23 protein-coding genes and 1 tRNA gene are annotated in these 25964 nt (G+C 68.4%); 12 read left to right on the forward strand and 12 right to left on the reverse strand.

What is annotated here, in order from left to right; genetic code table 11:
- Nucleotides 1-76 precede the first annotated feature (76 nt).
- Nucleotides 77-2731 (reverse strand): DNA polymerase I, encoded by a 2655-nt coding sequence (gene polA / locus GPZ80_RS28745; RefSeq protein WP_246477588.1) that lies wholly within the window; start codon nucleotides 2729-2731, stop codon nucleotides 77-79.
- Nucleotides 2732-2905: 174 nt separating this feature from the next.
- On the opposite strand from polA, the gene GPZ80_RS28750 reads away from it, so the two are divergent.
- Nucleotides 2906-3340 (forward strand): hotdog fold thioesterase, encoded by a 435-nt coding sequence (locus GPZ80_RS28750; protein ID WP_187224247.1) that lies wholly within the window; start codon nucleotides 2906-2908, stop codon nucleotides 3338-3340.
- On the opposite strand, the gene GPZ80_RS33060 is transcribed toward GPZ80_RS28750, so the two are convergent.
- A complete protein-coding gene (locus GPZ80_RS33060; protein ID WP_187224248.1) occupies nucleotides 3337-3558 on the reverse strand; it encodes a DUF397 domain-containing protein in 222 nt (73 codons plus the stop codon). The genes GPZ80_RS28750 and GPZ80_RS33060 overlap by 4 nt on opposite strands.
- 6 nt (nucleotides 3559-3564) lie before the next feature.
- On the reverse strand, nucleotides 3565-4407 hold the full coding sequence (locus GPZ80_RS28760) for a helix-turn-helix domain-containing protein (protein ID WP_187224249.1): 843 nt from the start codon (nucleotides 4405-4407) through the stop codon (nucleotides 3565-3567).
- Nucleotides 4408-4533: 126 nt separating this feature from the next.
- On the opposite strand from GPZ80_RS28760, the gene GPZ80_RS28765 reads away from it, so the two are divergent.
- Nucleotides 4534-4872, forward strand: a complete 339-nt coding sequence (locus tag GPZ80_RS28765; protein WP_187224250.1) for a peptidase inhibitor family I36 protein — start codon at nucleotides 4534-4536, stop codon at nucleotides 4870-4872.
- 61 nt (nucleotides 4873-4933) lie between these two features.
- Here the strand turns inward: GPZ80_RS28765 and GPZ80_RS28770 are convergent, their stop codons facing one another.
- The 5 genes from GPZ80_RS28770 to GPZ80_RS28790 form a co-directional block, all read right to left on the reverse strand.
- Nucleotides 4934-5647: an ABC transporter ATP-binding protein gene (locus GPZ80_RS28770; protein ID WP_187224251.1), complete on the reverse strand. Its 714-nt coding sequence runs from the start codon at nucleotides 5645-5647 to the stop codon at nucleotides 4934-4936.
- The gene (locus tag GPZ80_RS28775; RefSeq protein ID WP_187224252.1) at nucleotides 5644-6528 is read right to left on the reverse strand and encodes an ABC transporter ATP-binding protein; all 885 of its coding nucleotides are present in this window, start codon (nucleotides 6526-6528) and stop codon (nucleotides 5644-5646) included. Before GPZ80_RS28775 ends, GPZ80_RS28770 begins: the two co-directional genes overlap by 4 nt.
- Complete coding sequence (locus GPZ80_RS33890) at nucleotides 6525-8354, reverse strand: branched-chain amino acid ABC transporter permease (RefSeq protein WP_187224253.1); 1830 nt, start codon at nucleotides 8352-8354, stop codon at nucleotides 6525-6527. The genes GPZ80_RS28775 and GPZ80_RS33890 overlap by 4 nt, the downstream gene beginning before the upstream one ends.
- Nucleotides 8351-9280, reverse strand: coding sequence for a branched-chain amino acid ABC transporter permease (locus GPZ80_RS28785; RefSeq protein WP_187224254.1), 930 nt, complete (start codon nucleotides 9278-9280; stop codon nucleotides 8351-8353). Before GPZ80_RS28785 ends, GPZ80_RS33890 begins: the two co-directional genes overlap by 4 nt.
- Before the next feature lie 81 nt (nucleotides 9281-9361).
- A complete protein-coding gene (locus GPZ80_RS28790; protein WP_187224255.1) occupies nucleotides 9362-10591 on the reverse strand; it encodes a branched-chain amino acid ABC transporter substrate-binding protein in 1230 nt (409 codons plus the stop codon).
- Nucleotides 10592-10955: 364 nt separating this feature from the next.
- Between GPZ80_RS28790 and GPZ80_RS28795 the strand changes: the two genes are divergently transcribed.
- A complete protein-coding gene (locus GPZ80_RS28795; protein ID WP_187224256.1) occupies nucleotides 10956-12722 on the forward strand; it encodes a fibronectin type III domain-containing protein in 1767 nt (588 codons plus the stop codon).
- Here GPZ80_RS28795 and GPZ80_RS28800 read toward each other — a convergent pair.
- The gene (locus tag GPZ80_RS28800) at nucleotides 12719-13321 is read right to left on the reverse strand and encodes an ANTAR domain-containing response regulator (protein WP_091375380.1); all 603 of its coding nucleotides are present in this window, start codon (nucleotides 13319-13321) and stop codon (nucleotides 12719-12721) included. The two genes, GPZ80_RS28795 and GPZ80_RS28800, sit on opposite strands and share 4 nt — an antisense overlap.
- A 155-nt stretch (nucleotides 13322-13476) precedes the next feature.
- On the opposite strand from GPZ80_RS28800, the gene GPZ80_RS28805 reads away from it, so the two are divergent.
- A tRNA-Leu gene (locus GPZ80_RS28805) sits at nucleotides 13477-13550 on the forward strand.
- Nucleotides 13551-14552: 1002 nt separating this feature from the next.
- Here the strand turns inward: GPZ80_RS28805 and GPZ80_RS28810 are convergent.
- The 3 genes from GPZ80_RS28810 to GPZ80_RS28820 all read right to left on the reverse strand — a co-directional run bounded on the left by GPZ80_RS28810 (nucleotide 14553) and on the right by GPZ80_RS28820 (nucleotide 18546).
- A complete protein-coding gene (locus GPZ80_RS28810) occupies nucleotides 14553-14792 on the reverse strand; it encodes a hypothetical protein (RefSeq protein ID WP_187224257.1) in 240 nt (79 codons plus the stop codon).
- A gap of 393 nt (nucleotides 14793-15185) precedes the next feature.
- Nucleotides 15186-16799: an LVIVD repeat-containing protein gene (locus GPZ80_RS28815; RefSeq protein WP_187224258.1), complete on the reverse strand. Its 1614-nt coding sequence runs from the start codon at nucleotides 16797-16799 to the stop codon at nucleotides 15186-15188.
- Between the two features lie 19 nt (nucleotides 16800-16818).
- Nucleotides 16819-18546, reverse strand: a complete 1728-nt coding sequence (locus GPZ80_RS28820; RefSeq protein ID WP_187224259.1) for a CocE/NonD family hydrolase — start codon at nucleotides 18544-18546, stop codon at nucleotides 16819-16821.
- Nucleotides 18547-18685: 139 nt separating this feature from the next.
- Between GPZ80_RS28820 and GPZ80_RS28825 the strand changes: the two genes are divergently transcribed.
- From GPZ80_RS28825 to GPZ80_RS28860, 8 genes are all read left to right on the forward strand, one after another.
- Nucleotides 18686-19114, forward strand: a complete 429-nt coding sequence (locus GPZ80_RS28825; protein WP_187224260.1) for a nuclear transport factor 2 family protein — start codon at nucleotides 18686-18688, stop codon at nucleotides 19112-19114.
- Nucleotides 19111-19707: a pyridoxamine 5'-phosphate oxidase family protein gene (locus GPZ80_RS28830; protein WP_187224261.1), complete on the forward strand. Its 597-nt coding sequence runs from the start codon at nucleotides 19111-19113 to the stop codon at nucleotides 19705-19707. Before GPZ80_RS28825 ends, GPZ80_RS28830 begins: the two co-directional genes overlap by 4 nt.
- Complete coding sequence (locus tag GPZ80_RS28835) at nucleotides 19707-20270, forward strand: CGNR zinc finger domain-containing protein (protein ID WP_187224262.1); 564 nt, start codon at nucleotides 19707-19709, stop codon at nucleotides 20268-20270. Before GPZ80_RS28830 ends, GPZ80_RS28835 begins: the two co-directional genes overlap by 1 nt.
- 122 nt (nucleotides 20271-20392) lie before the next feature.
- Nucleotides 20393-21523, forward strand: a complete 1131-nt coding sequence (locus tag GPZ80_RS28840) for an ROK family transcriptional regulator (RefSeq protein WP_187224263.1) — start codon at nucleotides 20393-20395, stop codon at nucleotides 21521-21523.
- Between the two features lie 146 nt (nucleotides 21524-21669).
- Nucleotides 21670-22857: a Gfo/Idh/MocA family protein gene (locus tag GPZ80_RS28845; RefSeq protein ID WP_187224264.1), complete on the forward strand. Its 1188-nt coding sequence runs from the start codon at nucleotides 21670-21672 to the stop codon at nucleotides 22855-22857.
- Between the two features lie 8 nt (nucleotides 22858-22865).
- The gene (locus GPZ80_RS28850; RefSeq protein WP_187224265.1) at nucleotides 22866-24161 is read left to right on the forward strand and encodes an ABC transporter substrate-binding protein; all 1296 of its coding nucleotides are present in this window, start codon (nucleotides 22866-22868) and stop codon (nucleotides 24159-24161) included.
- Nucleotides 24158-25114, forward strand: a complete 957-nt coding sequence (locus GPZ80_RS28855; protein ID WP_187224266.1) for a carbohydrate ABC transporter permease — start codon at nucleotides 24158-24160, stop codon at nucleotides 25112-25114. The genes GPZ80_RS28850 and GPZ80_RS28855 overlap by 4 nt, the downstream gene beginning before the upstream one ends.
- Nucleotides 25107-25937 carry a carbohydrate ABC transporter permease gene (locus GPZ80_RS28860; RefSeq protein ID WP_187224267.1) on the forward strand — a complete coding sequence of 277 codons (831 nt, stop codon included), beginning with the start codon at nucleotides 25107-25109 and terminating at the stop codon, nucleotides 25935-25937. Before GPZ80_RS28855 ends, GPZ80_RS28860 begins: the two co-directional genes overlap by 8 nt.
- Nucleotides 25938-25964 lie beyond the last annotated feature (27 nt).

Below are 25964 nucleotides of genomic sequence, written 5' to 3' on the forward strand. Positions count from 1 at the left end.
CAACGAGTGGCTATGACTTCGAAACACGGCCTAGTTAGGTGGATGCCCGGGCCTGTCCACGCTGTGACATGCGACGCTAGTGCGCGGCCTCGTTCCAGGAGCGGCCGAAGCCGACGGAGACGTCGAGGGGGACGCGGAGTTCGTAGGCGCTGCCCATTTCCTTGCGCACCAGAGCTTCCACGGCTTCGTGCTCGCCGGGAGCGACGTCGAGGACCAGTTCGTCGTGGACCTGCAGCAGCATCCGGCTGCGTAGGCCCGTGGCGACCAGTTCTCGCTGGACGTGCAGCATCGCGACCTTGATGATGTCGGCGGCGCTGCCCTGGATCGGGGCGTTGAGCGCCATCCGCTCGGCCATCTCACGGCGCTGGCGGTTGTCGCTGGTGAGGTCGGGCAGGTAGCGGCGGCGACCGAAGATGGTCTCGGTGTAGCCGTCCTTGCGGGCCAGGCCGACGAGTTCCTGCAGGTAGTCACGCACTCCGCCGAAACCGGCGAAGTAGTCGTCCATCAGCCCGCGCGCCTCCTCTGTGGAGATGCGCAGCTGTTGTGAGAGGCCGTAGGCGGAGAGCCCGTACGCCAGACCGTAGTTCATCGCCTTGATCTTGGCCCGCTGCTCGCCGGTGACCTCCGTCGGCGAGACGGAGAAGACTTTGGCGGCGGTGGCGGCGTGGAAGTCGAAGCCCGAGTTGAACGCCTCGATCAGCGCCTCGTCGCCCGACAGGTGGGCCATGATCCGCATCTCGATCTGGCTGTAGTCGGCGGTGAGCAGCTCGGCGTAGCCGTCGCCGACGATGAACGCGTCGCGGATCGTGCGGCCCGCTTCGGTGCGGATCGGGATGTTCTGCAGGTTCGGCTCGGTGGAGGACAGCCGACCGGTGGCCGCGATGGTCTGGTTGAACGTGGTGTGGATGCGACCGTCGTCGGCGACCGACTTCAGCAGGCCCTCGACGGTGATCTTGAGCCGCATCGCGTCGCGGTGTTCGAGCAGGTGCTCCAGGAACGGGTGCTGCGTCTGCGTGTAGAGGGTGGTGAGCGCCTCGGCGTCGGTGGTGTAGCCGGTCTTGGTCTTCTTGGTCTTGGGCATCTCCAACTCGTCGAACAGGACGACCTGCAGCTGCTTGGGCGAGCCGAGGTTGATCTCCTTGCCGATGACGGCGAACGCGGCCTTCTCGGCGTCGCGCACGCGGGCGGCGAAGTGGGACTCCAGTTCGCTGAGCTTCTCGGTGTCGACGGCGATGCCCGCCGCCTCCAACTCGGCCAGGACTCGCAGCAGCGGCAGCTCCATGTCGCCGAGGAGCGTGTACTGGCCCGCGTCGCGCAGGGCCGTGTCGAGCGCGTCGGCCAACTCGGCGATCGCGCGGGCGCGCAAAATCTCACCGGCGGCGAGCTTGCGGTCGTCGTCGCCCTCTTCATCCAGGAGGGACAGCTGCTGCTCCCCCGCCGTGTCCTCGACGCGCAGCTCGCGCTTGAGGTAGCGCAGAACCAGGTCGTCGAGGGTGAAGGTGCGCTGACCCGGACGGACCAGGTACGCGGCCAGGGCGGTGTCGGTGGCCAGGCCTTCGAGGGACCAGCCGCGGTTGCGCAGGGCGTGCAGCGAGCGCTTCACGTCGTGGGCGAGCTTGGGGACGTCCGGGTCGGCCAGCCAGTCTCGGAAGGCGCGCTCGTCGTCCTCGGTCAGCGAGCTGACGTCGACGTAGACGCCCTCGCCGCCCGCGGTGGACAGCGCGACCGCCCGCAGCTCGACGGCTTGGCCGGACACGCCGACCTGGTCCTCCCTGAACGACAGCCCGATGCGGGTGCCCTTCGGCGCGTGCTTGGCCAACCAGCCGGGAAGCTCACCGGCCTCCAGGGCGCCGCCACTGACCTCGAAGCCTTCGTCGGCCTCGGGCTCGGCGCTGGTGAGGGTGGCGAAGAGCCGGTCACGCAGGACGCGGAACTCCAGCTCGTCGAACAGCCGGTGCACGGCGTCGCGGTCCCATGAGCGCACCGCGAGTTCGCCCGGCGTGAGCTCCAGCGGGACGTCGCGGACCAACTCGGTGAGCTGGCGGTTCATCATGACCGCCGACAGGTTCGCGCGCAGCGAGTCTCCGACCTTGCCCTTGACCTCGTCGACCCGGTCGATCAGGTCGTTGAGCGAGCCGAACTGCTGGATCCACTTGGTGATCGTCTTCTCGCCGACCCCGGGGACCTTCGGCAGGTTGTCACTCGGGTCGCCACGCAGGGCCGCGAAATCCGGGTATTGAGCGGGGGTGACGCCGTACTTCGCGAGCACCGCGTCGGGCGTGTAGCGGGCCAGTTCGGAGACGCCCTTGACCGGGTAGAGCACGGTGACGTGCTCGTTGACCAACTGCAACGCGTCTCGGTCGCCGGTACAGATGGAGACGTCGAACCCGTCGGCCACGGCCTGCGTGGTCAGCGTGGCGATGAGGTCGTCGGCCTCGTAGTTCTCCTTGGCCAGCTTCGGGATGCAGAGGGCAGTGAGGACTTCCTCGATGAGGCTGACCTGGCCCTTGAACTCGTCCGGGCTGGCACTGCGGTTGGCCTTGTAGTCGGGGAACGACTCGCTGCGGAACGTCTTGCGGGAGACGTCGAAGCACACGGCGAGGTGCGTGGGGGCTTCGTCGCGCAGGAGGTTGATCAGCATGGAGGTGAAGCCGTAGACGGCGTTGGTGTGCTGGCCCGTGCCCGTGGAGAAGTTCTCCTTGGGCAGCGCGAAGAACGCCCGGTAGGCCATCGAGTGCCCGTCGATCAGGAGCAATCGGCGGCCTTCGGTGGTGGTGGCGGGGAGCGGTCGGGTTTCGGTCTGCGCTGGCACGCCGCGAGTCTAGGCTGGGGCACTGACAGCTTTGCCGAGAGTCGGGGTCGGTCGACCCAGCGTCACCCGACGGAGTCACCCACGGAGGTCCTCTTGAGCACGATTGACCCGTCGAAGATCCCCGGTCTGCGCTCGGAAGTGGCCGATCAGCTGCTCGCCGACAAGCTCGGCATCGAGGTGACGGAGTGGGACAAGAACCGGCTGGTGGCGACCATGCCGGTCAAGGGGAACCTGCAGCCGTACGGGTTGCTGCACGGTGGCGCGAGCGCGGTGCTCGCGGAGACCCTGGGCTCGATCGCGGCGGCGTTGAACGCGCCCGAGGGGAAGGTGGTCGTCGGGCTGGAGCTGTCGTGCACGCACCACCGCGCGGCCCGGGAGGGTTTGGTGACGGCGGTGTGCACGCCGCTGCACGTGGGGCGGTCGACGTCGACTTTCGAGATCGTCATGACCGAGGACAGCGGTAAGCGCACCTGCACGGCCCGGCTGACGTGCGTGGCCCTGGACCGCGCACCCGGCGACAAGGGCTAGAGGTCGGCGAGGCGCTGAGGTGACCAGGAGGAATCGGGGAACCTCAGCGTGCCGCCATCAGGGTTCTTGGAGTCTCGGACGCGGAGATCGGTGGAATAAGCGATCTCGACACAGGCGGCTTCGTTGGCTGCGCTGAAGGTCGACTTCCGCCAGGCCACTTCAACGCAGTTGGCTTCGTTTGGCTGGCTGAAGCTCGACTTCCGCCACTTCGCGTGCACCCTGTCTCAGCTCCGTTCGTAATCGGCCGCCATCCTGGTCAGGAAGTTCACCGTATCGGCGGACCCCAGCGCGAACCTCATCAGCGTAACAGTCCGATCTTGAAACCTGCTTGTGCCAACTGGGTCATCAATGAACCCCGCCACCCCCAGGTGCTCCACGTAGATGATCGGCTCCGCATCGGCGAATCCCATCATCATGAATGGCCCCGGATTCGGATAAATGCCGTGGCGAAACGGGATGACATGGATATTGATGTGGGGCAATTGCGCTCGGCCGATCAACCAATTGATCTGCTGAACCATCACCTCTGATCCGCCACACGGTCGCCGCAGTGCGGCCTCATCGATAATCGCGGTGTAGCGCGGGCATGCCAGTTTGGCCAGTACCCTCTGGCGGTCGAGCCTCGCTGCGACCTTCGCATCTTGCTCAGGGCCGGTCACACCTGCGGCCGAGTGGAGGGCACGCACGTATGCGGGTGTTTGCAGCAGGCCAGGCACGACGGTGTGCTCGAAATCCACCAGCGATCGCGCCTGGGATTCGAAGGCCGCCAGAAACGGCAGCAGACGGGGAAGCCGTTCGCCGGTTTCCAGCCATTCCTGCGCATCCAAGTTCTGCGCCAACTCGAGGATCCGCTGGCGATCGGCCCCAGTGACTCCGTATAGCGCCAACAGCCCGGCCACATCTGTGATCGGCGAAATCCGCCGGGCCTTTTCGCTTCGGTTGACCGTCGCAGGCGAACTTCCGATTCCCTTTGCCGCGTCCCGGGTGTTCAAGCCCATCCGGGCCCGGGCCGCCGCCAGTTCCATCCCCAACGCCCGCATGCGGGCGGGCTGCCGATTGGTGATCATGCGGCAATCAGACCGGGACTTCTCACGCTCCGCAACGCGACCGTTCGGCTTAGTGATTCCGGTCCCCGAAACAGCTAGCATCGAGGTTCTTGATCAAACTCTACCTGGGGGTAGCGAATATCGATCATGAAAAGAACGCTGGCCGTGGCAGCCATCGCGCTGTCGACCATGGCCTTCTCAGCGGGACCCGCTTCCGCGGCGACCGGGTACGACCGATGTCCGGCGGGATACTTCTGCCTCTTCAAGTACGACAACGGGCAGGGCGCGATGGCGTACTTCCTCTATAGGTCGCCGGACCTCTCACAGCAGGGCATGGTCAACCCGCACAGTTGGCGCAACAACAACGCCGGCGCCTTCTGCATGTACTACGAGCGCAACTACGTGAACCGGGGTGGCATCTTCCCCTCCGGCACGACTGGCAACTTCAACCAGCACCCGTACTACTCGACGAAGAAGTGCGTCTGAGCTGAAGCAGCGAGGGCCGCATCCCGTGCGGGATGCGGCCCTCGCTCTTAAACGGTGAAACCTAGTCCTCGCCGAGGTAGGCCGCGCGGACGCGGGGGTCGGCCAGCAGGTCGTGACCTGGGCCTTCCAGCGTCGTGCGTCCCAGGTCGACCACGTAACCGCGGTCGGACTGGGCGAGGGCGGCCAGAGCGTTCTGCTCGACCAGCAGGATTGTGGTGCCCTGCGACTGCAGTTCCTTGATGGTGTCGAAGATGCGCTGCGTCATGATCGGCGACAGGCCCATCGAGGGCTCGTCGAGCATGAGCAGGCGCGGCTTCGCCATCATGGCCCGGCCGATGGCGAGCATCTGCTGCTCGCCACCGGAGAACAAGCCCGCCTTCTGCTGGCGGCGCTGACCGAGCACGGGGAACAGCTCGTAGACCCGCGCCATGTCCTTCGCGACACCCGCGTCCTTGCGGACGTAGGCGCCCAGGTGCAGGTTCTCCTCGACCGTCATCCGGCCGAAGAGCCTGCGGCCCTCGGGACAGTGCGCGACGCCCCGCTCCAGGATCTCGTGCGCGTCGGCGTTGGCGATCGACTTCCCGTCGAACCGGATGTCGCCCGCCTTCGGCCGGAGCAACCCCGAAACGGTGCGCAGCGTAGTGGTCTTGCCCGCGCCGTTGCTGCCGATGAGGCTGACGATCTGGCCCTCTTCGACGGAGAACGAGACGTCCCGGACGGCTTCGATCGCGCCGTAGGCGACGCTGAGGTTTTCTACCTCGAGCAGTGCGGTCACTGCTGTCCTCCCTCGTTGGGACGTCGGTCGCGGATGGGCTCGATGATGGACGTGCGCTCCGCCGACGATTCCGCCGCGTACGCGTCCACCTCCGCCTGGACCTCCTCCGGGGGCTTGCCCAGGTAGGCCTCGATGACCCGCGGGTCACCTCGGACGACCTCGGGCGAGCCTTCCACCAGCAGTTCACCCTGCACGAGCACCGAGACGTGGTCGCACAGCGAGAAGATGAACTTCGTGTCGTGCTCGATGACCACGACGGCGATGCCCAGTTCTCGGATCGACAGGATGAGCTGCCGGGCGGCCTCGGTCTCCTGCGGGTTCATACCCGCCGTGGGCTCGTCGAGCAGCAGCACCGCCGGATCGGTGGCCAGTGCTCGGGCGATCTCCAGGCGGCGCTGGTCGCCGTAGGGCAGGTTCCGCGCGAGTTCGTCGTCCAAACCGGACAGTCCGACGAAGTCGAGCAACTCCAGGCACCGGGTGCGCGCGTCCGCCTCGCCCTTCTTGAAGGACGGGCCGTGGAACAGTGACGCGATCGGGCCCTGCTTCATCCGCGAGTGCCGTCCCACCAGGACGTTCTCCAGCGCGGTCATGCTGGGGAACAGCCGGATGTTCTGGAACGTGCGCGCCACACCGGCGACGGTGACCTGGGCCGGGTCGCTGGGCAGCGTGCGCCCCTTGAGCCGGACCGAGCCGCGGGTCGGGGTGTAGAGACCCGTGAGGCAGTTGAAGAACGTGGTCTTGCCCGCGCCGTTCGGACCGATCAGCCCGAGGATCTGGCCCTCGTGCAGCTCGATGTTGACGTCCTTGAGCGCGGTCAGACCGCCGAAGACCATGGTGACATTGGACGCCGCCAACACTGGCGCATTACTGGTCGCGGTCATCGGGCCACCTGCGCCTTCGCGCCGCCAGGGGTGTCGTCAGGCAAGTTGAGCTCCTCGATCGGCACGCCTTCGGCGCCCTCATTGGCCAACTCGGCACGTCGATGCTTATCGGGAACCAAGCCTTGCGGGCGGAACCGCATGATCAGGATCAGCGCGAAGCCGAACAAGATCAGCCGGTAGTCGGCGAACTCTCGCAGCTTCTCCGGCAGCACCAGCAGCAGTGCCGCACCGAGCACGGCGCCCGGGATGGAGCCCATGCCGCCGAGGATGACCGCCGCGAGCAGCGTCACCGACTCGATGAACTGGAAGCTGTCGTAAGCCACGGTCGAGGTCTTGTGCGCGAACACCGCACCGGCCACACCGGCCAGCGTGGCGCCGATGAGGAAGGCGAGGATCTTCGCCTTGCCGGTCTTGATGCCCATGGCGCGCGCGGCGTCCTCGTCCTCTCGGATCGCGATCCAGGACCGGCCGATGCGCGAGTTCTTGAGGTTCGCGAACACGACCATGACCAGAGCGACGAGCACGATGATCAGGACGTAGTACATGACACCTGAGGGCAGCTTGACGCCAGCGATTTCCAGTGGCTTGTCGAACGACAGGCCGAACCAGTTGATCGGGGGAACACCCGGGATCGCGTTCGCACCACCGGTGAGGCCACCGATGTCGTTCTGGGCGGACTTCTTGAAGATCTCACCGAAGGCCAGCGTCACGATCGCCAGATAGTCACCGCGCACGCGCAGCGTGGGCGAGCCGACGACGGCGCCGAAGACGCCCGCGACGATGGCCGCGATGATCACCGCCACCAGGAACGGAAGCTCGAAGCCCATCTTGGCCGCCGCCGCCCCGGAGAAGTTCGCCGCCACGAACGCGCCGATGCCGAGGAACGCGACATATCCGAGGTCGAGCAGACCGGCCAAGCCGACCACGATGTTCAGACCGATCGCGGTCGCGGCGTAGACACCGATGTTGGTCGCCGTGGTCATCCAGTAGTCGGTGCCCGCCTCGGTGAACGGCAGCCCGAGGGCCACCGCGAGGAGCACTACGATGCTGAACCACTTGTGCTTGTCCGACAACCGTGAGATCCAGCCGGTGACGCCGACCGCGTGCAAGGCGCCCAGCACACCGGCGAAAAACGCCAGCAGCGACAGGAAGATCGGACCCGCGTACGGGTTGCCCACGCCGCCCTGTCCGCCCGCGTTGAGCATCATGGCGACACCCAGCAACAGAGCGGTGAACGAGACGACCAGCACCGCGTAGGCGACAACCCGGGAGACGTCGGTGCTCAGGTGCGGGATGGGCTCGACAGGGCCCGCCTTGCCCGAGAACACCAACGCGATACCCGCGACCAGGCCGATGACGGCGCCGAACGCGAAGGAGCTGCCGTCGGAGGTGATCGCGCCGAAGCCGCCGCCGTTGCCCGCGATGAATGCCGCGTTGATCAGCGCGATGCCGATCAACGACCAGCCGAGCGCCTTGTGAATCCGGTGCTTGCGGATCGGAGCGAAGACCACCGCGAGCGCCACGAGGCTCAGGAGCAGCGTGTGCAGCCGGAAGCCGCTGACCGCCCATGGGGAATCGAAGAACTGCAGGGTCGACTTGTCCGGGTACGCGCCCTCGTTCAGCACGAACGTCGCCCACGGCATCAGGGCGGCGACGATGCCCAGCGCCGCCCCGCCTATGGACAGCGGGCGGGACAGAGTGGGACGAGGCGTTACGTACTCGGTGCCCTTCTTCCAGGCGAACCGGATGAGGACCAGCAGGCCGATGAGGCCCAACACCGAGGGAATGAAGATGGCAAGGTATTTCCAGCCGATGGGAATGTTCACGCGCGCACCCTTTCCGGCTCACCGAACAGGCCCTGCGGCCGGAACACCAGCACCACGATCAGCAGGACGAAGATCCACACCAGGTCGTACTGCGTGCCACCGGGGAAGTACTGACCCGCCAGCGACTTGATCAGACCGATGGCGAAACCGCCGATCACCGCGCCCTTGATGCTGCCGACTCCGCCGAGCACAGCGGCGGTGAAGGCGAAGATGCCGTAGAGGAAGCCGACCTCGGTGTCCACGTTGGTGATCTGGATGCCGTAGAGCACGCCCGCGATGCCCGCGAGCGCGGCGCCGATGACGAAGGTCAGGACGATCGTCCGGTTCGGGTTGACACCCATGAGCCGGGCGGTGTCCGGGTCCTGCGCCGTGGCGCGCATCGCGCGGCCCATGCGGGACTTGGTGATGTAGGTCTGCAGCACGACCGCGCCGATGACCGAGACGGCGATCATCAGGATCGCGGTGGATCCGATGGTGATCGTGCCGTCGAAGATCTCGAACGTGTACTGCTCGTCGACGAAGACTCGGGGGAAGGGGACCGGGGCGGTCGCGCCAGGGTAGAACAGGCGGACCGCTTCCTTGAGAACCACCGAGACGCCGAGAGCGGTGATCAACGGCGCCAGGCGCGGCGCGTTGCGCAGCGGCCGGTAGGCGAACCGTTCCATGATCACCGCGAGGATCACGGCGACAAGCGCACCACCGAGAGCCATCAAGGGAAGGGCGACCCACCAGTCGCTCCGCCAGCTCTCGGGGATGAAGTACGAATAGGTGGCGAGCGAGGCGAACCCGCCCACCATGAAGACCTCGCCGTGGGCGAAGTTGATCAACTGGATGATGCCGTACACCATCGTGTAGCCCAGCGCGATGAGCGCGATCAAGCCGCCCAGCACGAGGCCGTTAATTAGCTGCTGTAGCAGCGTGGCCACGTCTACCTCCAAGAATGGCGGGGGCAGGCTTCATTGCCCGCCCCCGCCACGTCCGTCTGTTGGGACTTCAGTGCTTCAGGGTCAGCCGCCGAACGTGCCGGTCTCGTCGGCCGCCCACTTGCCCGCGGTCACCTTGTAGACGGTCAGCAGCTTGTTGGTGCTGTCGCCGTACTTGTCGAACTTGACCTCACCGGTCGCACCCTGGGCGGAGTAGTCCTGGGTGTTCTTGATCAGGTCGGCGCGCTTGTCCTCGCCCCACGTGCCCGCGTCGCCGAGGGTCTTGCCGAGCGAAGCGATGATCACGTTCGCCGCGTCGTACGAGAACGCACCGTAGGCGCTGTAGTCGTCCTTGAAGCCCTTGGCCTTGTAGGCGTCGATGAACGCCTTCGCGCTGGGCAGGGTCTCCGTCGGAGCGCCGACCGAGGTGGCGAGGTCGCCTTCCTTGCCGCCGAGGTCGATGAACTTCTGGTCGAAGATGCCGTCGCCGCCCATGACCGGGACGTTCAGACCGGCGTCCTTCATCTGCTTCGAGAGCGGGCCCGCCTGCGGGTACTCGCCGCCGTAGTAGACCGCGTCCGGGTTCGCGCCCTTGATGCTGGTGATGACGGTGGAGAAGTCGGTGTCACGCTCGCCGACCTTCGCCGTGGCGGCGATCTTGGCGCCGTCCTTCTCGGCCTGCTTCTTGAACTCCGCCGCGAGGCCCTCACCGTAGGTCTTGCCGTCGGTGATGATGGCGATGTTCTTCTTGCCCGCCTTGCCGACCAGGTACTTGGCCGCGAACGGGCCCTGCAGGTCGTCGGTGGCGCAGACGCGGAAGTAGTTCTCGAAATCGCGCTTGGGCGCGGTCGCGTACTCGCCGCCGCGGGTCAGCGACGGCGCCGTGTTGGCGGGCGAGACCATGAGAATGTTCTTGCCCTTGAGGATCGGCTGCACGCTCTGCGCGACCGAGGAGTTCAGTGTGCCGATCACGCCGACAACATTCGCGTTAGAGGAAAGCCTGGTGGCTGCCTGCGCGCCGACCTGCGCGGTCGCCTGGTCGTCTTCGGTCTGCACCTGGAGCTTGTAGCCCTTGACAGCGCACTTCTCGTTGGCCTGGTCGGCCGCGAGCTGCGCGGAGTTCTTGATGCCGAGGCCAAGCGCGGACAGACCACCGGACTGCGGCGCGATGACGCCGATGACCAGGGTGCCCTTGCTCTGGTCGCAGGCCTGGTTGCCTCCGCCCGCACCGGTCTCTTCCTTATTGGTGCCACAGGCTGCGAGCAACAACGCGCCAGCGACCAGCACCGCGGCCTTCACCGTCTGGTTACGCACGTGACGTCCCTTCTCCGCTTCGTCCGACAATGCCGTACAGCATGCCGAACCTCGCCCTCATACCTATTTGAGGGTTGGGGCGGAAAGTAGTGACCTGACGAGGAGTAGTCACGCCCCTAGGCTGCTCGTGACCAGACTGCAACGAAAGTGAGCGCTGGTGTTCGACACCCGGACACCGACCCCTGATGGGGTTCGCATTAGCGAGACGTGCCAATACGCTGCGGTCGTGGTCAGCGGAAAACGAGTGCTCGTCTGGGTGGGAGCGGTCGCCGTGCTCGTAGGGGCCGTTCTGACGCTGCGTACGCCGAGTGACGACTCACCCCCGCCGGCGCCACCTTCGACCGTCAACCCACCCCCTGAACGGGTGAGTCGGTTCGCTGACGACCGGGTGCTGCTCCCGGAGCCCGGAAAGCCGCCCGCCGCGCCTCACGACGTGTCCTCGGCGCCCGCGCCCGGCAGGCTGCGGGTGTCCTGGGCCGACGGCGGCGCGCCGGGGTACGAGGTGCGCTGGGAAGGCGGCGGCGCACCCGCCCGGTCGAAGCTCGTCGCGGCGCCGGACACCCAGCTCGACGGGCTGGTCGACGGCGCCGACTACCGGATAGAGGTGCGGGCCGTCGACGGCTTCGGCAGGCGGTCCGAGCCCGCCTTCGCCGAGGGCAGGCCCGGCCGCGGCGACGTCGGGTGGCGTGACGGTCTGACCGGGCTGCTCGACGAGTTCCGCGACGACGCGTCCGTGCGGGCCGACGTGCCCGGGTCGCTGTGGCACCTGTCCGGTTACCGGGGTTGCGTGGACCTGGGCGCGCGGTCGCCCGGCGAGGTCGGACTGCCGATAGACCTGGGGTGCGGCGCCGACGAGGCGGTCCTGCGCGCCCGGCAGCCGATGCGGCTGGCCGAGTCCGGCGACGGGATGCTCGGACGGTTCGTGGTGCTCACCGACGCGGCGGGCCCGGGTGGGCGGCTCACGCTCGACCTGGTGCCGGGACCGGCCGACCGGGTCGGCGCGGTCCGCAGCACGCCGCACGCGGGCGAGGACCCGACGCTGCCCGCGGGGGCCATCCGGGTGCTGGTGGACGACGCGGGCGTGCGGGTCAACACCGGCGCCGGGCTGGACCAGCGGACCGTGACCGCGCAGGTGTCGCCCACCGTGCCCGCCCGTGGGGGCGGCGTGCTGCACCTGTTCGAGGTGCGGGTGACGACGTCCGGCGTGTTCGTGCTGCAGGACGGGCGCACGGTCGGGGTGTCGGGCGCGGTTCCGCGCTGGTCGGAGGCGTCGGCGCTGATCGGGATGCGCGGGCCGCAGGGGTTGCGTGCGCGCGTGCATGTCGCCGCCGCGGGGTTCAGTGGACCGCCCGCGGCGGTGCCGTCGGTGGTGGAGCGGTCGGTCAACCTGGCCACCAGGCAGGTGCTCGCGCCGGACGCGCCCGCCCCGGCCCTGGGGGTCTCGCGACGGCTGCTGGCGGACGCGCTGTCGGCGCGGATCGTGGTCACGATGACCGTGTCCGGCTTGATGGACGCGAGCGCGGCGACGATCCAACTGGGCGGCGACGTGCTGCCCGCGCCACCCGCCGTGCCGGGTCCGCCCCGGTCGGCCGGGTCATCGGTAACGGTGATCGCCGAGGTCCCGCAGGCGCTGCTCGGCGTCGACGGGGAGGCGCTGAGCCCGTTCGTGGTGCGCGCGCCAGGGGCGGAACCGGACGCGGTGGTCCAGGAGAGCTACTTGGAGCTGTCCCTGGCAGCTCCCCCACCGGCGGACGCCACTCGCGGAGCCAGCCGCGCCACCCGCGACGCCCTGCCCATCGTGTCGATCGAACTGGGCGACTCGGGCGGCGTCCCGATGCCCGCGCCGACCGTGTCGCCCCAGGGCAGGCTCGTGGTCACCGTGCGGCTCGCGGGGGAACGGTCCCAATGGGACACCGGGGCGGTGGCGGGCGTGCAGGGTTTCCAGCTGTGGGCCGACGGGCGGATGCTCGCCGGACTGCCGACGTCGGACGGCGGCCCGTCACCGGGCGGGACCTACACGATCCCGTTGTCGCTCAACGGTTTCACGCCGGGGAGGCACGTGCTGGAGGTGCGCGTGATCGGGGTGAACGGGGATCGGACGTCGGGGGTGGAGGCGTTCACCGTCGTCTAGTTGATGTTCTCCACCACGGCTTCGGCGACGGCCTTCATCGTGGTCCGGCGGTCCATCGCGGTGCGCTGGATCCAGCGGAAAGCCTCCGGCTCGGAAAGGCCCTGCTTGCTCATCAGCAGCCCCTTGGCCCGCTCGATGACCTTGCGCGTCTCCAACCGCTCGGTCAGGCCGGCGACCTCGGTCTCCAGTGCCTGCAACTCGGAGAACCGGCTGACGGCCAACTCGATCGCGGGCACCAGGTCGTGCTTGGCGAACGGCTTGACGAGATACGCCATCGCGCCGGCGTCCCGGGCCCGCTCGACCAGGTCTCGCTGGCTGAACGCGGTCAACATGACAACCGGGGCGATCCGCTCACCGGCGATCATGGTGGCGGCCTCGATGCCGTCCATCTTGGGCATCTTGACGTCGAGGATCACCAGGTCGGGCTTGAGCTCACCGGCCAGCCGCACGGCCTCCTCGCCGTCCCCAGCCTCACCGGCGACCTCGTACCCCTCTTCCCGGAGCATCTCGACCAGGTCGAGCCGGATCAACGCCTCATCCTCGGCCACCAGCACCCGACGGGGAGCGGGACCTTGGGCCTCGGTAGCCACATCGGTCACCGGGGTCCTCCTTGCTACCGGAAACGGGAAGCCTGAAGCGTACCGTCGCGTAACCGGAGTGGACCCCAGGCTGGACGTGACGGCGCTGACATCACCCGGTAGCGCCAACCCTCGCGCACGGGTTTGAGGTGATCGCGTAGAGTTCTGCCCCGGACGCCCCCGTAGCCCAACCGGCAGAGGCAGCGGACTCAAAATCCGTCCAGTGTCAGTTCGACTCTGACCGGGGGCACGTACCGCATTAACACTGGCGTTGAACTGCAGTTTTGTGCCCGGCGAATCCACCGTCGGGCCGATGTGGTCGCGCTGCAACGGCGCGGCGGCAGCCGACGGATTCCAGGTCGTGCCGCGGCAGTGTGAGGACCACGGTCGCTTCGCGCGCCGTGGAGTGAACTCGACTCGGAGTTGTGTGAGTTCGAACAGCCGCCCCAGCAGTTCGCCAGGCGCCCGGGTCAGGTTGAGCGCGAGGTGGGGCATTGCGTCCATCAGGTCCAACTCCGTACGTTCAAGCGGTCGCGGCGCATCGTCCTGCCGAGTGTCGTGGCCGGCGATTTGGTCAAGGATCTTCTGACGCTCGGACTGTGGGGCGTTGAATCGTTCACGGAGGCCCTGGGCGAACGGATCAGTCGGATCCGCCTGCTCGGCTTGAGTGAGCAGGTTCTCCTGGCGTCGCCCTAGCTCGGCGGCCCGGCGGTGCAGACCCGCCAGTTGATCGACACTGTCCTACCTGGCGGCGACACCGGCGTGATCCACCGATCGCGCCAGCACGGATTGCCTCGACGGGTGGAACAGAAACTCGCTGTACGCGCCCTCGGCAGCGGCGATGACCGCTTCTTCCAGGATGTAAAGGGTGCGCGCGTGATCGGGGTGCTTGTCCGGGAGGCCGCGGTTGTCGGCTCGGCGACGGCGAACAAGTCGACATCGCACCTTGGGATCACGCCCTCGCACGCAAGCAGCAACACGGTCGCGCTTTGGACACCTGCGCCGAGGCTCAGGCACCGTAACGGCGGTCGGGAGTCCGAAGTGGGCGTTGGGCTGGTCATGCCGCGTTCGCCTCCTGCCCGTGGTCGGAGCGCCGCACGGAGGCGCGATCGGTGTCGCTGCCGAGCCGAGGCGGGTCTGCGACCTGCCGTCCATTAAGACGGAGGGTTCGGCATACCTGCCATGGACGACCGTCGGTGACAACGACGACCAGAACTGGACCCGCGGGCCGGAGGCGTACGCCGGTCCGGTCCTACTTGTTGTCAGTAAAGGAGTCGGTGATCGAGCCCGTCGCGTCGGTGACGGCGCCGGAAGCGTCGCCGATCGCACCGGTCGCGGCGTCGACCACGTCCTGGCCTGCTTCGGCGGCCCCGCCGACAGCCTGCTCGATGCCTTCGGCGGGCGATTCGAATCCGGTCATCTCAGTGACCTTGTCGGTGGCACCGCCCAGCAATTCGGTCGCCTTCTCCTTCAACATGTCGAACAAGCTCATGGCAGTCCCTCTGGCTCGGTGGTGGCGATCGCGGCTGCGGACGCTACGGTAACCGACGGTAAAATATTGGTTACACGAATGAAGGTACCGCAACCATCGGCCGCTCCCGCACCGCATCGTGGGAATAGGTGGCGGGCCGCTGCTCATCGAGCGTGCCCCGGTGCGTGCGCCCACCCACCCCCAACGGCACCGGCCGCCGCGCCACCTGCGAATCGGACGGCGACGTGTTCGACACGGTGCTGACCGTGTCAAGTGGACGGTTGTTCGGGTAGGAATCCGCTGCGCACGAGGTCATTGGTGGGCATGGCGTCGCCCTGGGCGGATGACTGTCCATTTATTTCAGCGACAGAAGGGAACACCGTGCGCCGCTGGCAGCCCGGCCAGTCGCAGGAGTCACCGACCACCGCGGCACGCCCGAAACGACGCCACGAGCCGACCGCGCCGACACAGGCCCACCAAGGCGAGCGGGAGGACGGCTACCCCGAGGTGCAGCGAGGACAGCCCTGTGCGCGCATCCTGGACGCCGGTGCCGGGAAGCCCGGCGTCGGGTAGCTCGGTGTCGAGCAGGGACCGGGGCGCCAGCGGCGGCACGTCACCGATCGTCGAGCCGTCGTAGCGGTAGACGTCGAAGCCGCGGGTCAGGTCGTTGCCGTAGCCGTAGAACGAGCCATCTTTGTTGATCTTGTTGGTCTTGAACGACCAGGTGTCGGCGTCCGGCATGACGAAGTTGCCGATCTCCTTCATGCCCACGCCCTCGCCGAAGGCAACGTCGGTGCCCAGGCCCGCATGGTCGGCGATGCCCGAGATGTCCAGGACTCGCACACCCTGGCCGTACCAGGCGATGGTCAGCAGCTTCTGCGCCGGGTAGATCCGCAGAACGTGCGAGGTGCAGCGGCTCTCCGGCGCGTTGATCTTGTCGATGAACCAGGCGCCCATCTTGACGGGGGCGAGTTCGTTGGAGCCGGTGACGTCGTAGAGGTGCAGGCCGCCGCCGGGGCATTCGAAGGTGCCCAGCGCGCCCGCTCGCTCGTCGGTGACGATGAGGACCTCGCGCTTGGTGCCGTCGGCCCTGGTCACCGTGACGGGGTCGGCCTGATGGGACACGTTCACCGTGGGGTCGACGATCTTCGAGAGGATCTTCGGCTGCGCCGGGTTGGCGGTGTCCAGCACCAGCGTCTGAGAGATCGCCGCCGAGTACGCCCTGGTGCCGTCGGTGTTGAAGGTGATGTCGTGCGACTCCGAGCCCAGCGACGTGGGTGTGTACGGCAGGTGCAGGGTGTGGACCTTGGCCGGAGCGGCCGGGTCGGCCACGTTCCACACCTCGATCGTCGGATCGGTGCTGGTGGCCAGGTCGGAGTTCGAGTTGTACAGGTAGTTCCCGCTGGGGTGGATCGTCATGTTGTGCGAGCCGCGCGGAATGTGCAGGAACGACACGGTCTTCGGGACACGCGGATCGGTGACGTCGACGATGACGGTGCCGATCGCCTTGTCCGCCGCGATCCCGAGCTTCGCGAACGTGGGCGCCAGGTCCCTGCCGCACCGCGACGCCGCGCCCGCGGCACCGAACGCCGTGTCCGCCGTATAGCTGGCGTAGACGCGCTTGTTCTTCTTCCACACCTGGACGTCGCCCTGGTAGATCGGGCAGTCGTAGGTCGCCGCCCGGACCGGCGCGGTCGGCTTGGTGATGTCGATGATGTGCAGGCCGAAGTCGGTCGTGCCCGCCAGCGCGTACTCCCGGCCCCCGGCCTTGAGGAACTCGATGTCCGAACCGGTCTGGGCAACCGGCTCGGTGCTGTCCGGCGCGGGCGGCACGTACTGGATGTTCGCCACCCACGACATCGCCCGGCCCGCGCCCACCTCGGCGACCTGAAGGCCACGCGTCGCCGACGGAGTGTCGCCGTCACTGTCGTGCGCGCCTGCCGGGGTCGCCGACAGGAACGTGAGCAGAACCGCGCCGAAGCAGGCGACGACCGCCTTCGGCAACGGACCGGATCGAGTGGTGGACATGGTGGGTCTCCTTGTGGGATCAGCCCTTGGTGAAGGTCGCCCCGCCGATGGTCGGCAGGACAAGTCGAGATCCCGCGGTCAGCCGCAGGATCTTGCCGTTCGCCACCTCGACCGTGCCGGGGTTGCCCGGCACAGCCCAGACGGTGTTGGAGCTCTGGACGAAAAGTCCGATCCGGTGGCCGGCGGGAACCGTGACGTCCTGCGGCAGGAGCGTCACTCTGGCCTGTTGCCATTCGCCCGGCACGGGTTCGGCCCGGTCCAGCCCGTTGCGGTAGTCCACGTGCAGGAAGCCGCGCTGGATGGTCCGGCGGCTTCCGTCCGGCGCCACGTCGACCAGCACCGGCGTCAGGTGCATCGTCGCCGATGACGGCTTGACCCAGGCGTCGAGCACGGCGGAGCCGACCAGGCGGGTGTCGGAGGCCAACGGAAGTGACAGGTGGTACAGCCCGGTCCGGGCGGCCAGTTCCTCGGTGGACACACCTGCTTCGAGGTAGGCCGACGTGGGGTCGGCGTCGCCCTTGTTGGGCTTGGCCGACAGCGCGCCGGTCTCGCCCTGGCCGGGCAGTTGGGGCGGGAGGATCAGGCCCGGGAGTTCGTCGCCGTCGAAGGACGGCCGCAGCCACAGCGTCGTGGGCCGCGTGCCGGGCACGGGATAGTCGGCCTCCGTACGGAAGGCGGTGCTCACGCCGCCGCGGACCCCCTCGGTGATCACTGGCCCCGCCCGCTCGATCCCGTTGTCGACACCCTTGAGCGTGTGCGCCAGGAACCGCTCCAGCAGGGCCGCCCACTGCGCGCCCGACGTGCCGCCCGCGTGCGCGCCCTGGGTCAGGTACATCAGCTTGAACGGGACGCCTTCGGCCGTCGCGGTGGCCGGGTCGTCGACCGGAAGCGCGCGATAGAGCTCGGCGGCTTCCTCCTGCTTGACGTTGTAGTCCTGCCAGCCGTGCGCCAGCAGCACCGGCACCCGGAACCGCGCGGCGTCCTTGCGGTAGTCGCGGTCGAGCCAGAACCCGTCGTAGTCCGGGTTGCGGCTGTAGCCCTCCTCGGTGTGCTCGACCGCTCCGCATTCCGCGGCCCGGTCCCGCATGGTGTCGGCGAAGTGCCCGCCCATCGGATCGGCCGCCACGGTCTTGCCGAAGCCGACGTCGAACGCGAGCGGGGTGTCGAACCCCTCGTCGCTGGGCACCTTGGAGTTGAGGAAGTACCGGACACCGTTGCCGTAGGCGTAGCCGTACCAGCGACTGATCGCGGAGATCGGCACGATCGCGGCGAGCCCCCGGGCGCTCTCCCCGCGGGCGGCCACCATGGTCGCGGTCGTGCCGTTGTACGAGCCGCCGATCATCGCGACCTTGCCGTTGGACCAGCCGAGCCCGGCCAGGTACTCGACGACGTCGACGCCCGACTGCTGCTCCTTGCGGCCGCCGTAGTCCCAGCACCCGGTCGACCCTCGCGTCCCGAGCACGTCCGCCACAGCCCGCGCGTACCCCTTGGGAACGTAGGTGTCGCCCAGCGAGTCGCGCGCGGATTCCGGCTCGGAGAGGGAGTTGTACGGCGAGTAGGTGAGGATCACCGGCTGTCTGCCCGCGTCGAACGAGGTGTCGCGCCACACCTCCACCCGGACCTTCGCCCCGTCGACCGTGTCGACGTAGTGCACCTCGTACACCTCGTCGGTGGGGGCCGCGGACGCGGGCGCCGCGAGGCCGAGGGCGGTCGCCATCGCGAGCCCGGCGAGGATTGTTCGACGCATCACGGTCAGACCAACGAGCGAACAGGCCGGAGGTCGCGACCGCGTCTTGAGACCGCACCCCATTGCCTGCCTTGGCGGACAAGATCAGCGATCCCAACTTCTAATGGTTATACATGTCCATAACCGGTAGAGTGGCGGTATGACTCGCCCACCGATTCCGCCCTTCACCGCCGAGACCGCCGCGACCAAGGTTCAGGCCGCCGAGGACGCTTGGAACACCCGTGACCCCGACCGGGTCGCGCTCGCCTACACCCCCGACTCGACGTGGCGAAACCGCGATGAGTTCTTGTCCGGCCGCGACGAGATCCGGGCGTTCCTCACCCGCAAGTGGGCCCGGGAACTCGCCTACGCGCTGCGCAAACAGCTATGGGCCTTCACCGACGACCGCATCGCGGTGCGCTTCCAGTACGAGTGGCGCGACGCCGACGGCGGCTGGTGGCGCAGCCACGGCAACGAGCTCTGGGAGTTCGCCGCCGACGGACTGATGGCCCGACGCGAGGCGAGCATCAACGACCAGCGCATCACCGAGGCCGAGCGCACGATCTTCGGACCGAGGAGCCAGTCGTGACCAGCCGCTTCGCCCAGCTCGCCTTCACCCCGGGCGTGCAGGCCCACCAGCGCGAGCACGGCAGCGACCGCGCCTACCGACGGATGCTCGACGCGCCCGCGTCCGCCGACCGGCTCGGCGCGGACGAGCGGCGGTTCATCCAGGACCGCGACAGCTTCTACCTCGCCTCGGTCGGCGAGACCGGGTGGCCCTACATCCAGCACCGGGGCGGCCCGCGAGGGTTCCTGCGGGTGCTCGACGACCACACCATCGGGTTCGCCGACTTCCGCGGCAACCGGCAGTACATCAGCGTCGGCAACCTCGACCACGACGACCGGGTCGCGCTGTTCCTGATGGACTACGCCCACCAGGTCCGGATGAAGATCCTCGGCCGTGCCCGGGTCGTGGAAGGCAACCGCGACCTGGCCGTCGAGGGGTACCCGGCCAAGGTCGAGCGCACGATGCTGATCGAGGTCGAGGCCTTCGACTGGAACTGCCACCAGCACATCCCCCAGCTGTGGCATGTCGACGACGTCGAGCGCGCCACCGAGGCCCTGCGCGATCGGGTCGCTACCTTGGAACGGGAGAACGCCAAGCTGCGCGGAGCCGCCTGATGAGCACTGCCCCGGTACTGGGCGAGCCACTGCCGATCGAACTGGCCAACACCACCTACGCCGTCCGCGGCCATCCCCAGGACGGCCTTGCCGACGTCGACGCGCTGGTGTGGTGGCTGGACCAGGTGCGCCCGCGCTTGCGCGGCGATGTCGACCTCACCACGGTGGACACCGCGGACTTGCGCGCGGCACGCGAACTGCGCGACTGCGTCCGGGCGCTGGCGTCTGCGGCGGTGACCTCGGCAAGGCCTGCCACCGCCGACGTCGACACGCTCAACCGGCACGTGCGGGTCGGACGGCGGTGGCGGGAACTGCGCTGGGACCGCGAGCCCGCGACCGAACCTTGCGGCACCGGCCCATCGGTCGCCGCGATCCTCAGCGCGATCGCGCAGGAGGCCGTGGACTTGTTCGCCGGACCCGCGGTGGCCGAGTTGCGCGCCTGTCAGGGTCCCGGGTGCGTGCTGTTCTTCGTCAAAGGCCACCACCGCCGCGGCTGGTGCTCCGCGGGCTGCGGGAACCGAGCCCGGGCCGCGCGGCACTACGACTCGGTGCGAAACCGCTGAGTCACACTGACCGGCCGATGGCGCGAGATGACGCGGCGACACTGGCTTGACCCGCACGGCCTCAGATGTCCGCTGGTCATAAGCTCGACACCGGAAGCCTATGGATCACGCGGGGGCGGCACATGCTGAAGGCGACGACGCCAAGGGGGCGCTGCCTCGAAGGGCTGCGCGAGGTGCGGGTCGCGACCATTCGGGAACTGGCCGCGCGCACCGGTTTGTCGCGGCCCACGGTGGAGGCGCTGATCGCCGACATCGAGGCCGAGGGCCTGGTGGACGGTGACGTCGCTCCCGCGCCGCCGAGTTCGGGTGGGGGTAGGCCCGCGCGGCGGTATCGGTTCCGTGCGGAGCGACACCACGTCGTCGGGTTGGATCTGTCCGACGTGCGGCTGCGGGTGGCGGTCGCCAACCTGGCGGGCGACATCGTGCACACCGACATCGACGGGCCTGCCAGCCCACGCACCGGGACCGCGGACCTCGCGCCGCTGCGGGCCCACGTCCTGCGGGCGTTCGACGCGGCGCGGTTGCCCCACGGCACGTTGGCGGGCGTCACCGTGGCGGTGCCCGGGATCGTCGGCGGCGACGGCAGGCTCTCGCGCTCCCCCGCGGTGCGGGAGTGGCAGGGCGTCGACATCGCGGGTCGGCTGACCGAGGTGTTCGGCTGCCGGGTCACGGTGGAGAACGACCTCGTGCTCGCCGCGGGCGCCGAAGCCACCCTCGGCGCCTCCCGGTTCGCCGACACCAGCCTCTACCTGCTCACCTGGTTCCACGTCTCGGCCCGGCTCGTCCTCGGCGGGCGGGTGCACCTCGGCCGCCACCACCAGGCGGGCGAGCTGTTGGCGCTGCGGGTCCTCGCCGGGCCGGTGCGCGGTGACGAAGGGCCATGGGAGCACATCGAGGCCACCGACGCGCGGCTCGCCGCAGGCGGCCCGGAGGGGCTCCGACTCGCCGAGGAGCTGACCGACCGGATGGCGCTCGCTGTCGGCGGCCTGCTCGCCGCCGTCGACCCTGATCTCGTCGTCCTCGGCGGACGGCTCGGCCGGTACGCCGACCTGCTCGTCCCCATGCTGCGCCCCAAGGTCGCCGCCCAGCTCAACCTGCCCTTCGAGTACCCCATCGTCGGGCACGCGCTCGGCGAGCTCGACGTCTCACTCGGCGGCGTCCTGCGGTCCTTCGACACCGTCGGCGCGGGGCTGCTGCGCAGCCCGGACGTCAGCACGCCGGTGATCACTCTGCGGGAGCACGCGCCCGCCTGATTGTGAAACCCGGAAGCGCAACTTACATAACAGTTGGGTAACTGGCACGGAAATTCCTTGTCCTAACAGGCATCTCCGGCAACCCTCGCATCCATCAGTAGGAAAAACCACTTTCACTACTGACCGATGCCCACGGAGATCGCTTGATGAACGACCTGTCCATCGCCGTCATCGGAGTCGGCGCGCGAGCACCGATCGCCGAGCACGCCGTGGCCGCGGGGGCCACGCTGGTCGGCGCGGTCGACCCCGACGACCGGGCGGCCGAGCGCGCGGCCCGATGGTTCGGCGAGGTGCCCCTGCACCGCGACGTCACCGGGCTGCTGCGGGCGTTCCCCGACCTGGACGCCGCGATCGTCACCAGCCCCGACCACACCCACGCCGACGTGTGCGAGGAGTTGCTCGCCGCGGGGGTCGCGGTGTACCTGGAGAAGCCGCTGGCGACCACGATCGAGGACGCCGACCGCGTGCTCGCCGCCGCACACGCCTCGGGCGCGAAGCTCTACGTCGGGCACAACATGCGGCACATGCACGTCGTGCGGCTGATGCGGGAGATCATCGCGCGCGGCGAGATCGGCGAGGTGACCTCCATCTGGTGCAGGCACTTCGTCGGGCACGGCGGCGACTACTACTTCAAGGACTGGCACGCCGAACGAGCGAAGACGACGTCGCTGCTGCTGCAGAAGGGCGCGCACGACATCGACGTGATCCACTGGCTGGCCGGTGGCGTCACCCGCGAGGTCGTCGCGATGGGCGACCTGACCGTCTATGGCCGCGTCGGCTCGCGCCGGGACAACAGCGACCGCACCATGCGCGACTGGTTCTCCCTGGACAACTGGCCGCCGCTGGCCCAGACCGACCTGAACCGCACGATCGACGTCGAGGACCTGTCCATGGTCCTCATGCGACTCGACAACGGCGTGATGGCGAGCTACCAGCAGTGCCACTACACCCCGGACTACTGGCGCAACTACACCGTCATCGGCACCGAGGGCCGCATCGAGAACTTCGGCGACAGCGCGGGCGGCCAGGTGCGGGTGTGGAACCAGCGCACCGGCTACCGGCCCGACGGCGACCGGTCGTACCCGATCGTCGGCGACGACGTCGGCCACGGCGACGCCGACGAGCTGACGATGACCGAGTTCCTTCGGTTCGTCCGGGAGGGCGAGCCGACCGACACCGACCCGGTGTCCGCGCGCGAGGCCATCGCCGCCGGGGTCGCCGCGACCCGGTCACTGCGCACAGGCTCGACGCCGCAGCGCGTTCCCCCTGTCACTCCTGAGATATCCGCCTACTTCGCCGCGCACCAACCCGCCCGTCCCCTGCCCCACCACTAGGAGCACAGATGAAGAAGCACCTCGCCGTGCTGTCCGCCGTCGTCGCCGCGACCGTCGCCTTAGCCGGGTGTGGCGGCGGCTCCGGCGGCGACAGCGCCGCCGCGCAGCCCGCCAATCCCGCCGACCTCAAGGCGGAGATCTCCTACGGGGTCTGGGGCGAGAACATCGCCGGGGCCGCGCAGCAGATCGTCGCCGACTTCAATAAGACCTACCCGAACGTCAAGGTCAACGTCCAGGTGACGCCGTACAAGGAGTACTGGACCAAGCTGCAGACCCAGGCCGGGTCCAAGACCACGCCCGACGTGTTCTGGATGAACGGGCCGAACTTCCAGCTCTACGCCGCGAACAAGAAGCTGGCCCCGATCACCGGCTTGGTGGACGGCAAGAAGATCGACCCGGCGAACTACCCGAAGGCGCTGGACACGCTCTACACCTACGAGGGCGTCCGCTACGGCGTGCCGAAGGACTACGACACCATCGCGGTGTTCTACAACAAGAAGCTGTTTGCCGAGGCGGGGGTCGCGGAGCCCAAGTCCGACTGGACGGTCGAGCAGTTCGTCCAGGCCGCCAAGGACATCCGCGCGAAGTTGAAGGCGAAGGACGTCTTCGGCGTGACCGCGGCGCTCGTCGACGGCGGGCAGCAGACCTACTACGACACCATCGCCGCCGCGGGCGGTGAGGTCATCTCCGCCGACGGCAAGAAGTCCGGCTTCGACACCCCGCAAGCCGTTCGCGGCCTGCAGGTGTGGGCGGACCTGATCGCCGCCGACGCCATGCCGTCGCTGGCGCAGGACGCCGACACCCCGGCGCTGAGCCGGTTCACCAGCGGCCGGGCCGCCATGTTCTGGACCGGCTCCTGGGACACCAAGCTCCTGGCCGAGAGCCCGATCGCCGCGGACGTGGCGGTCGCGCCGCTGCCGCGCGACAAGCGCCAGGCCACCGTCATCCACGGGCTGGCGAACGTGATCAGCGCCGACACCAAGAACAAGGCCGCGTCGGAGGCGTTCCTGACCTACCTGGCATCGCAGGAGGCCGCGGTCACGTTGGCCAAGCTCAGCGGCGTGATCTCGGCGTACGAGGGCACCCAGGAGTCCTTCCTCAAGGTGCTGCCCGGGGCCGACCTGAAGGTGTTCCTCGACGGGGCCGAGAACTACGCGGTGCCCTACCCGGTGAGCAAGAACTCCGCGGCCTGGGGCAAGTTCGAGGTCGACCTGCTGCCCGACGCGTTCTCCGGCGCCAAGCCGGTCGGCGAGGTGGCCAAGGCCATGGCGGAGGCGATGAACAAGGCGCTGGAGAAGGAATGACGGCGTCCACGACGGCGCCCGGGGCGGGGATCGCCATCCCCGCCCCGGGTCGCCCGGCCCGGCCGCGCAGGAAGAAGGCACACACCGGCCACGGCGCGTGGCCGTTGCTGTTCGTCGGGCCGCTGGCGTTCGGCATCGCGGTCTTCTACCTGTGGCCGATCGTTCGCACCGCCTACTTCAGCTTCACCGAGTGGGGTGTGTTCGGCGGGTCGACCTGGGTCGGGCTCGAGAACTACCAGCGGCTGCTCGCCGACCCGGAGCTGGGCCGCGCCGCGCTGAACACGCTCATCTACACCGGGGTCGTCGTGCTCGGCGTCCCCATCGGGCTGGTCCTTGCCGCGTTGCTGAACCGTCCCGGACTGCGCGGCGCGACGCTGTACCGAACGCTGTTCTTCCTGCCGTACGTGGCCATGCCGGTCGCCGTCGCGCAGGTCTGGAAGATCATCTACAACGGTGACTACGGCGTCCTCAACTGGGCGCTCGGCCTGATCGGGATCGAGGGCACCTACTGGGTGTCGACGCCGGGCTGGTCGCTGATCGCCACGGCGGTGCTGGGGTTGTGGCTGTCCCTCGGGTTCAACATCATCATCCTGTCGGCCGCGCTGAGGAACGTGCCCCGCGACCTGTACGAGGCGGCCGCCCTGGACGGCGCGTCACCTATGCGGCAGTTCCGGTCCATCACGATCCCGATGGTCGGCCGGTCGGTGTTCTTCCTGACCGTGGTGACGGTGATCGCCGGCCTGCAGCTGTTCGACCTGCTCTACACGCTGGTCGGCACGGCGAACCCGGTGATGCGGGACACGAAGTCGCTGGTCTACCTGTTCTGGGAGGCCTCCTTCCCGGACAACGAGAAGGGCTACGGCGCCGCGATCGCGATCGCCATCCTGGTGATCACCGCCTGCGTCACAGCCGTCCAGTTCCTCCTGCAACGCAAGTGGGTGCACGATGTCTGAGCGCGCCGCCATCAACCGCGGCCGAACCTGGCCCACCCACGTGGTCCTGTCGGTCGGCGCGGCGACCATGCTGTTCCCGTTCGCGTGGCAGATCATCCTGAGCCTGTCCACGCAGAGCGAGGCGACGAGCGCGACCCCGACATTCCCGGCCGCGCCCACCCTGGACAACTACGCGCTCGTCTTCGAGCGGCTGCCGTTCGTGTCCCAGTTCTGGGTGTCCGTGCTGATCACCGTGCTGCGCACCGCCGCCCAACTCGTCCTGTGCTCGATGGCGGGCTACGCGTTCGCCCGGATGCGGTTCCGCGGTCGCGACGCGCTGCTCGCGGTCACGCTGTCGGTCCTCATGGTGCCCAGCCAGGTCTACCTGATACCGCAGTACGAGATCGTCGAGTCGATGCAGTGGCTGAACACGGTGCAGGGCGTGGTCGCTCCCGGCTTGTTCAGCGCGTTCGGCACGTTCCTGATGCGCCAGTTCTTCGCGTCGCTACCCATCGAACTCGAGGAGGCCGCCCGCCTCGACGGGTGCAACCCGTTCCAGGTGTTCTGGCGGGTGATGCTGCCGTTGACCCGTCCTGGGCTCGTGGCGCTGGCGATCATCACGGTGCTGTGGTCGTGGAACGACCTCCTGTGGCCGCTCGTCGTCACCACCGACGGCACGAAGATGCCGCTCGCGGTCGGCCTGGCGACGCTGCAAGGCGAGCGCAGCACCCAGATCCCCCTGGTGATGGCGGCCAGCCTCATGGCGATGGCGCCCATCCTGATCCTGTTCATCACCCTCCAGCGCCGGGTCATCGAGGGAATCGCGCACACCGGCATTAAGTAGCCCCGCGAGCAACTGCCGCGAACCACA

This window comes from Actinokineospora xionganensis (assembly GCF_014323725.1).
GTDB classification, from domain to species: domain Bacteria; phylum Actinomycetota; class Actinomycetes; order Mycobacteriales; family Pseudonocardiaceae; genus Actinokineospora; species Actinokineospora xionganensis.

Bases quoted from the DNA above. Each gene is read 5' to 3' on its own strand.
- GPZ80_RS28815 (WP_187224258.1), bottom strand. From the start codon at position 16,799: ATGTCCACCACTCGATCCGGTCCGTTGCCGAAGGCGGTCGTCGCCTGC.
- GPZ80_RS28810 (WP_187224257.1), bottom strand. From the start codon at position 14,792: ATGAGCTTGTTCGACATGTTGAAGGAGAAGGCGACCGAATTGCTGGGC.
- GPZ80_RS28825 (WP_187224260.1), top strand. From the start codon at position 18,686: ATGACTCGCCCACCGATTCCGCCCTTCACCGCCGAGACCGCCGCGACC.
- GPZ80_RS28775 (WP_187224252.1), bottom strand. From the start codon at position 6,528: ATGACCGCGACCAGTAATGCGCCAGTGTTGGCGGCGTCCAATGTCACC.
- GPZ80_RS28850 (WP_187224265.1), top strand. From the start codon at position 22,866: ATGAAGAAGCACCTCGCCGTGCTGTCCGCCGTCGTCGCCGCGACCGTC.
- GPZ80_RS28855 (WP_187224266.1), top strand. From the start codon at position 24,158: ATGACGGCGTCCACGACGGCGCCCGGGGCGGGGATCGCCATCCCCGCC.
- GPZ80_RS28840 (WP_187224263.1), top strand. From the start codon at position 20,393: ATGCTGAAGGCGACGACGCCAAGGGGGCGCTGCCTCGAAGGGCTGCGC.
- GPZ80_RS28765 (WP_187224250.1), top strand. From the start codon at position 4,534: ATGAAAAGAACGCTGGCCGTGGCAGCCATCGCGCTGTCGACCATGGCC.
- polA (WP_246477588.1), bottom strand. From the start codon at position 2,731: ATGGCCTACCGGGCGTTCTTCGCGCTGCCCAAGGAGAACTTCTCCACG.
- GPZ80_RS28845 (WP_187224264.1), top strand. From the start codon at position 21,670: ATGAACGACCTGTCCATCGCCGTCATCGGAGTCGGCGCGCGAGCACCG.
- GPZ80_RS28860 (WP_187224267.1), top strand. From the start codon at position 25,107: ATGTCTGAGCGCGCCGCCATCAACCGCGGCCGAACCTGGCCCACCCAC.
- GPZ80_RS28835 (WP_187224262.1), top strand. From the start codon at position 19,707: ATGAGCACTGCCCCGGTACTGGGCGAGCCACTGCCGATCGAACTGGCC.
- GPZ80_RS28760 (WP_187224249.1), bottom strand. From the start codon at position 4,407: ATGATCACCAATCGGCAGCCCGCCCGCATGCGGGCGTTGGGGATGGAA.
- GPZ80_RS28820 (WP_187224259.1), bottom strand. From the start codon at position 18,546: ATGCGTCGAACAATCCTCGCCGGGCTCGCGATGGCGACCGCCCTCGGC.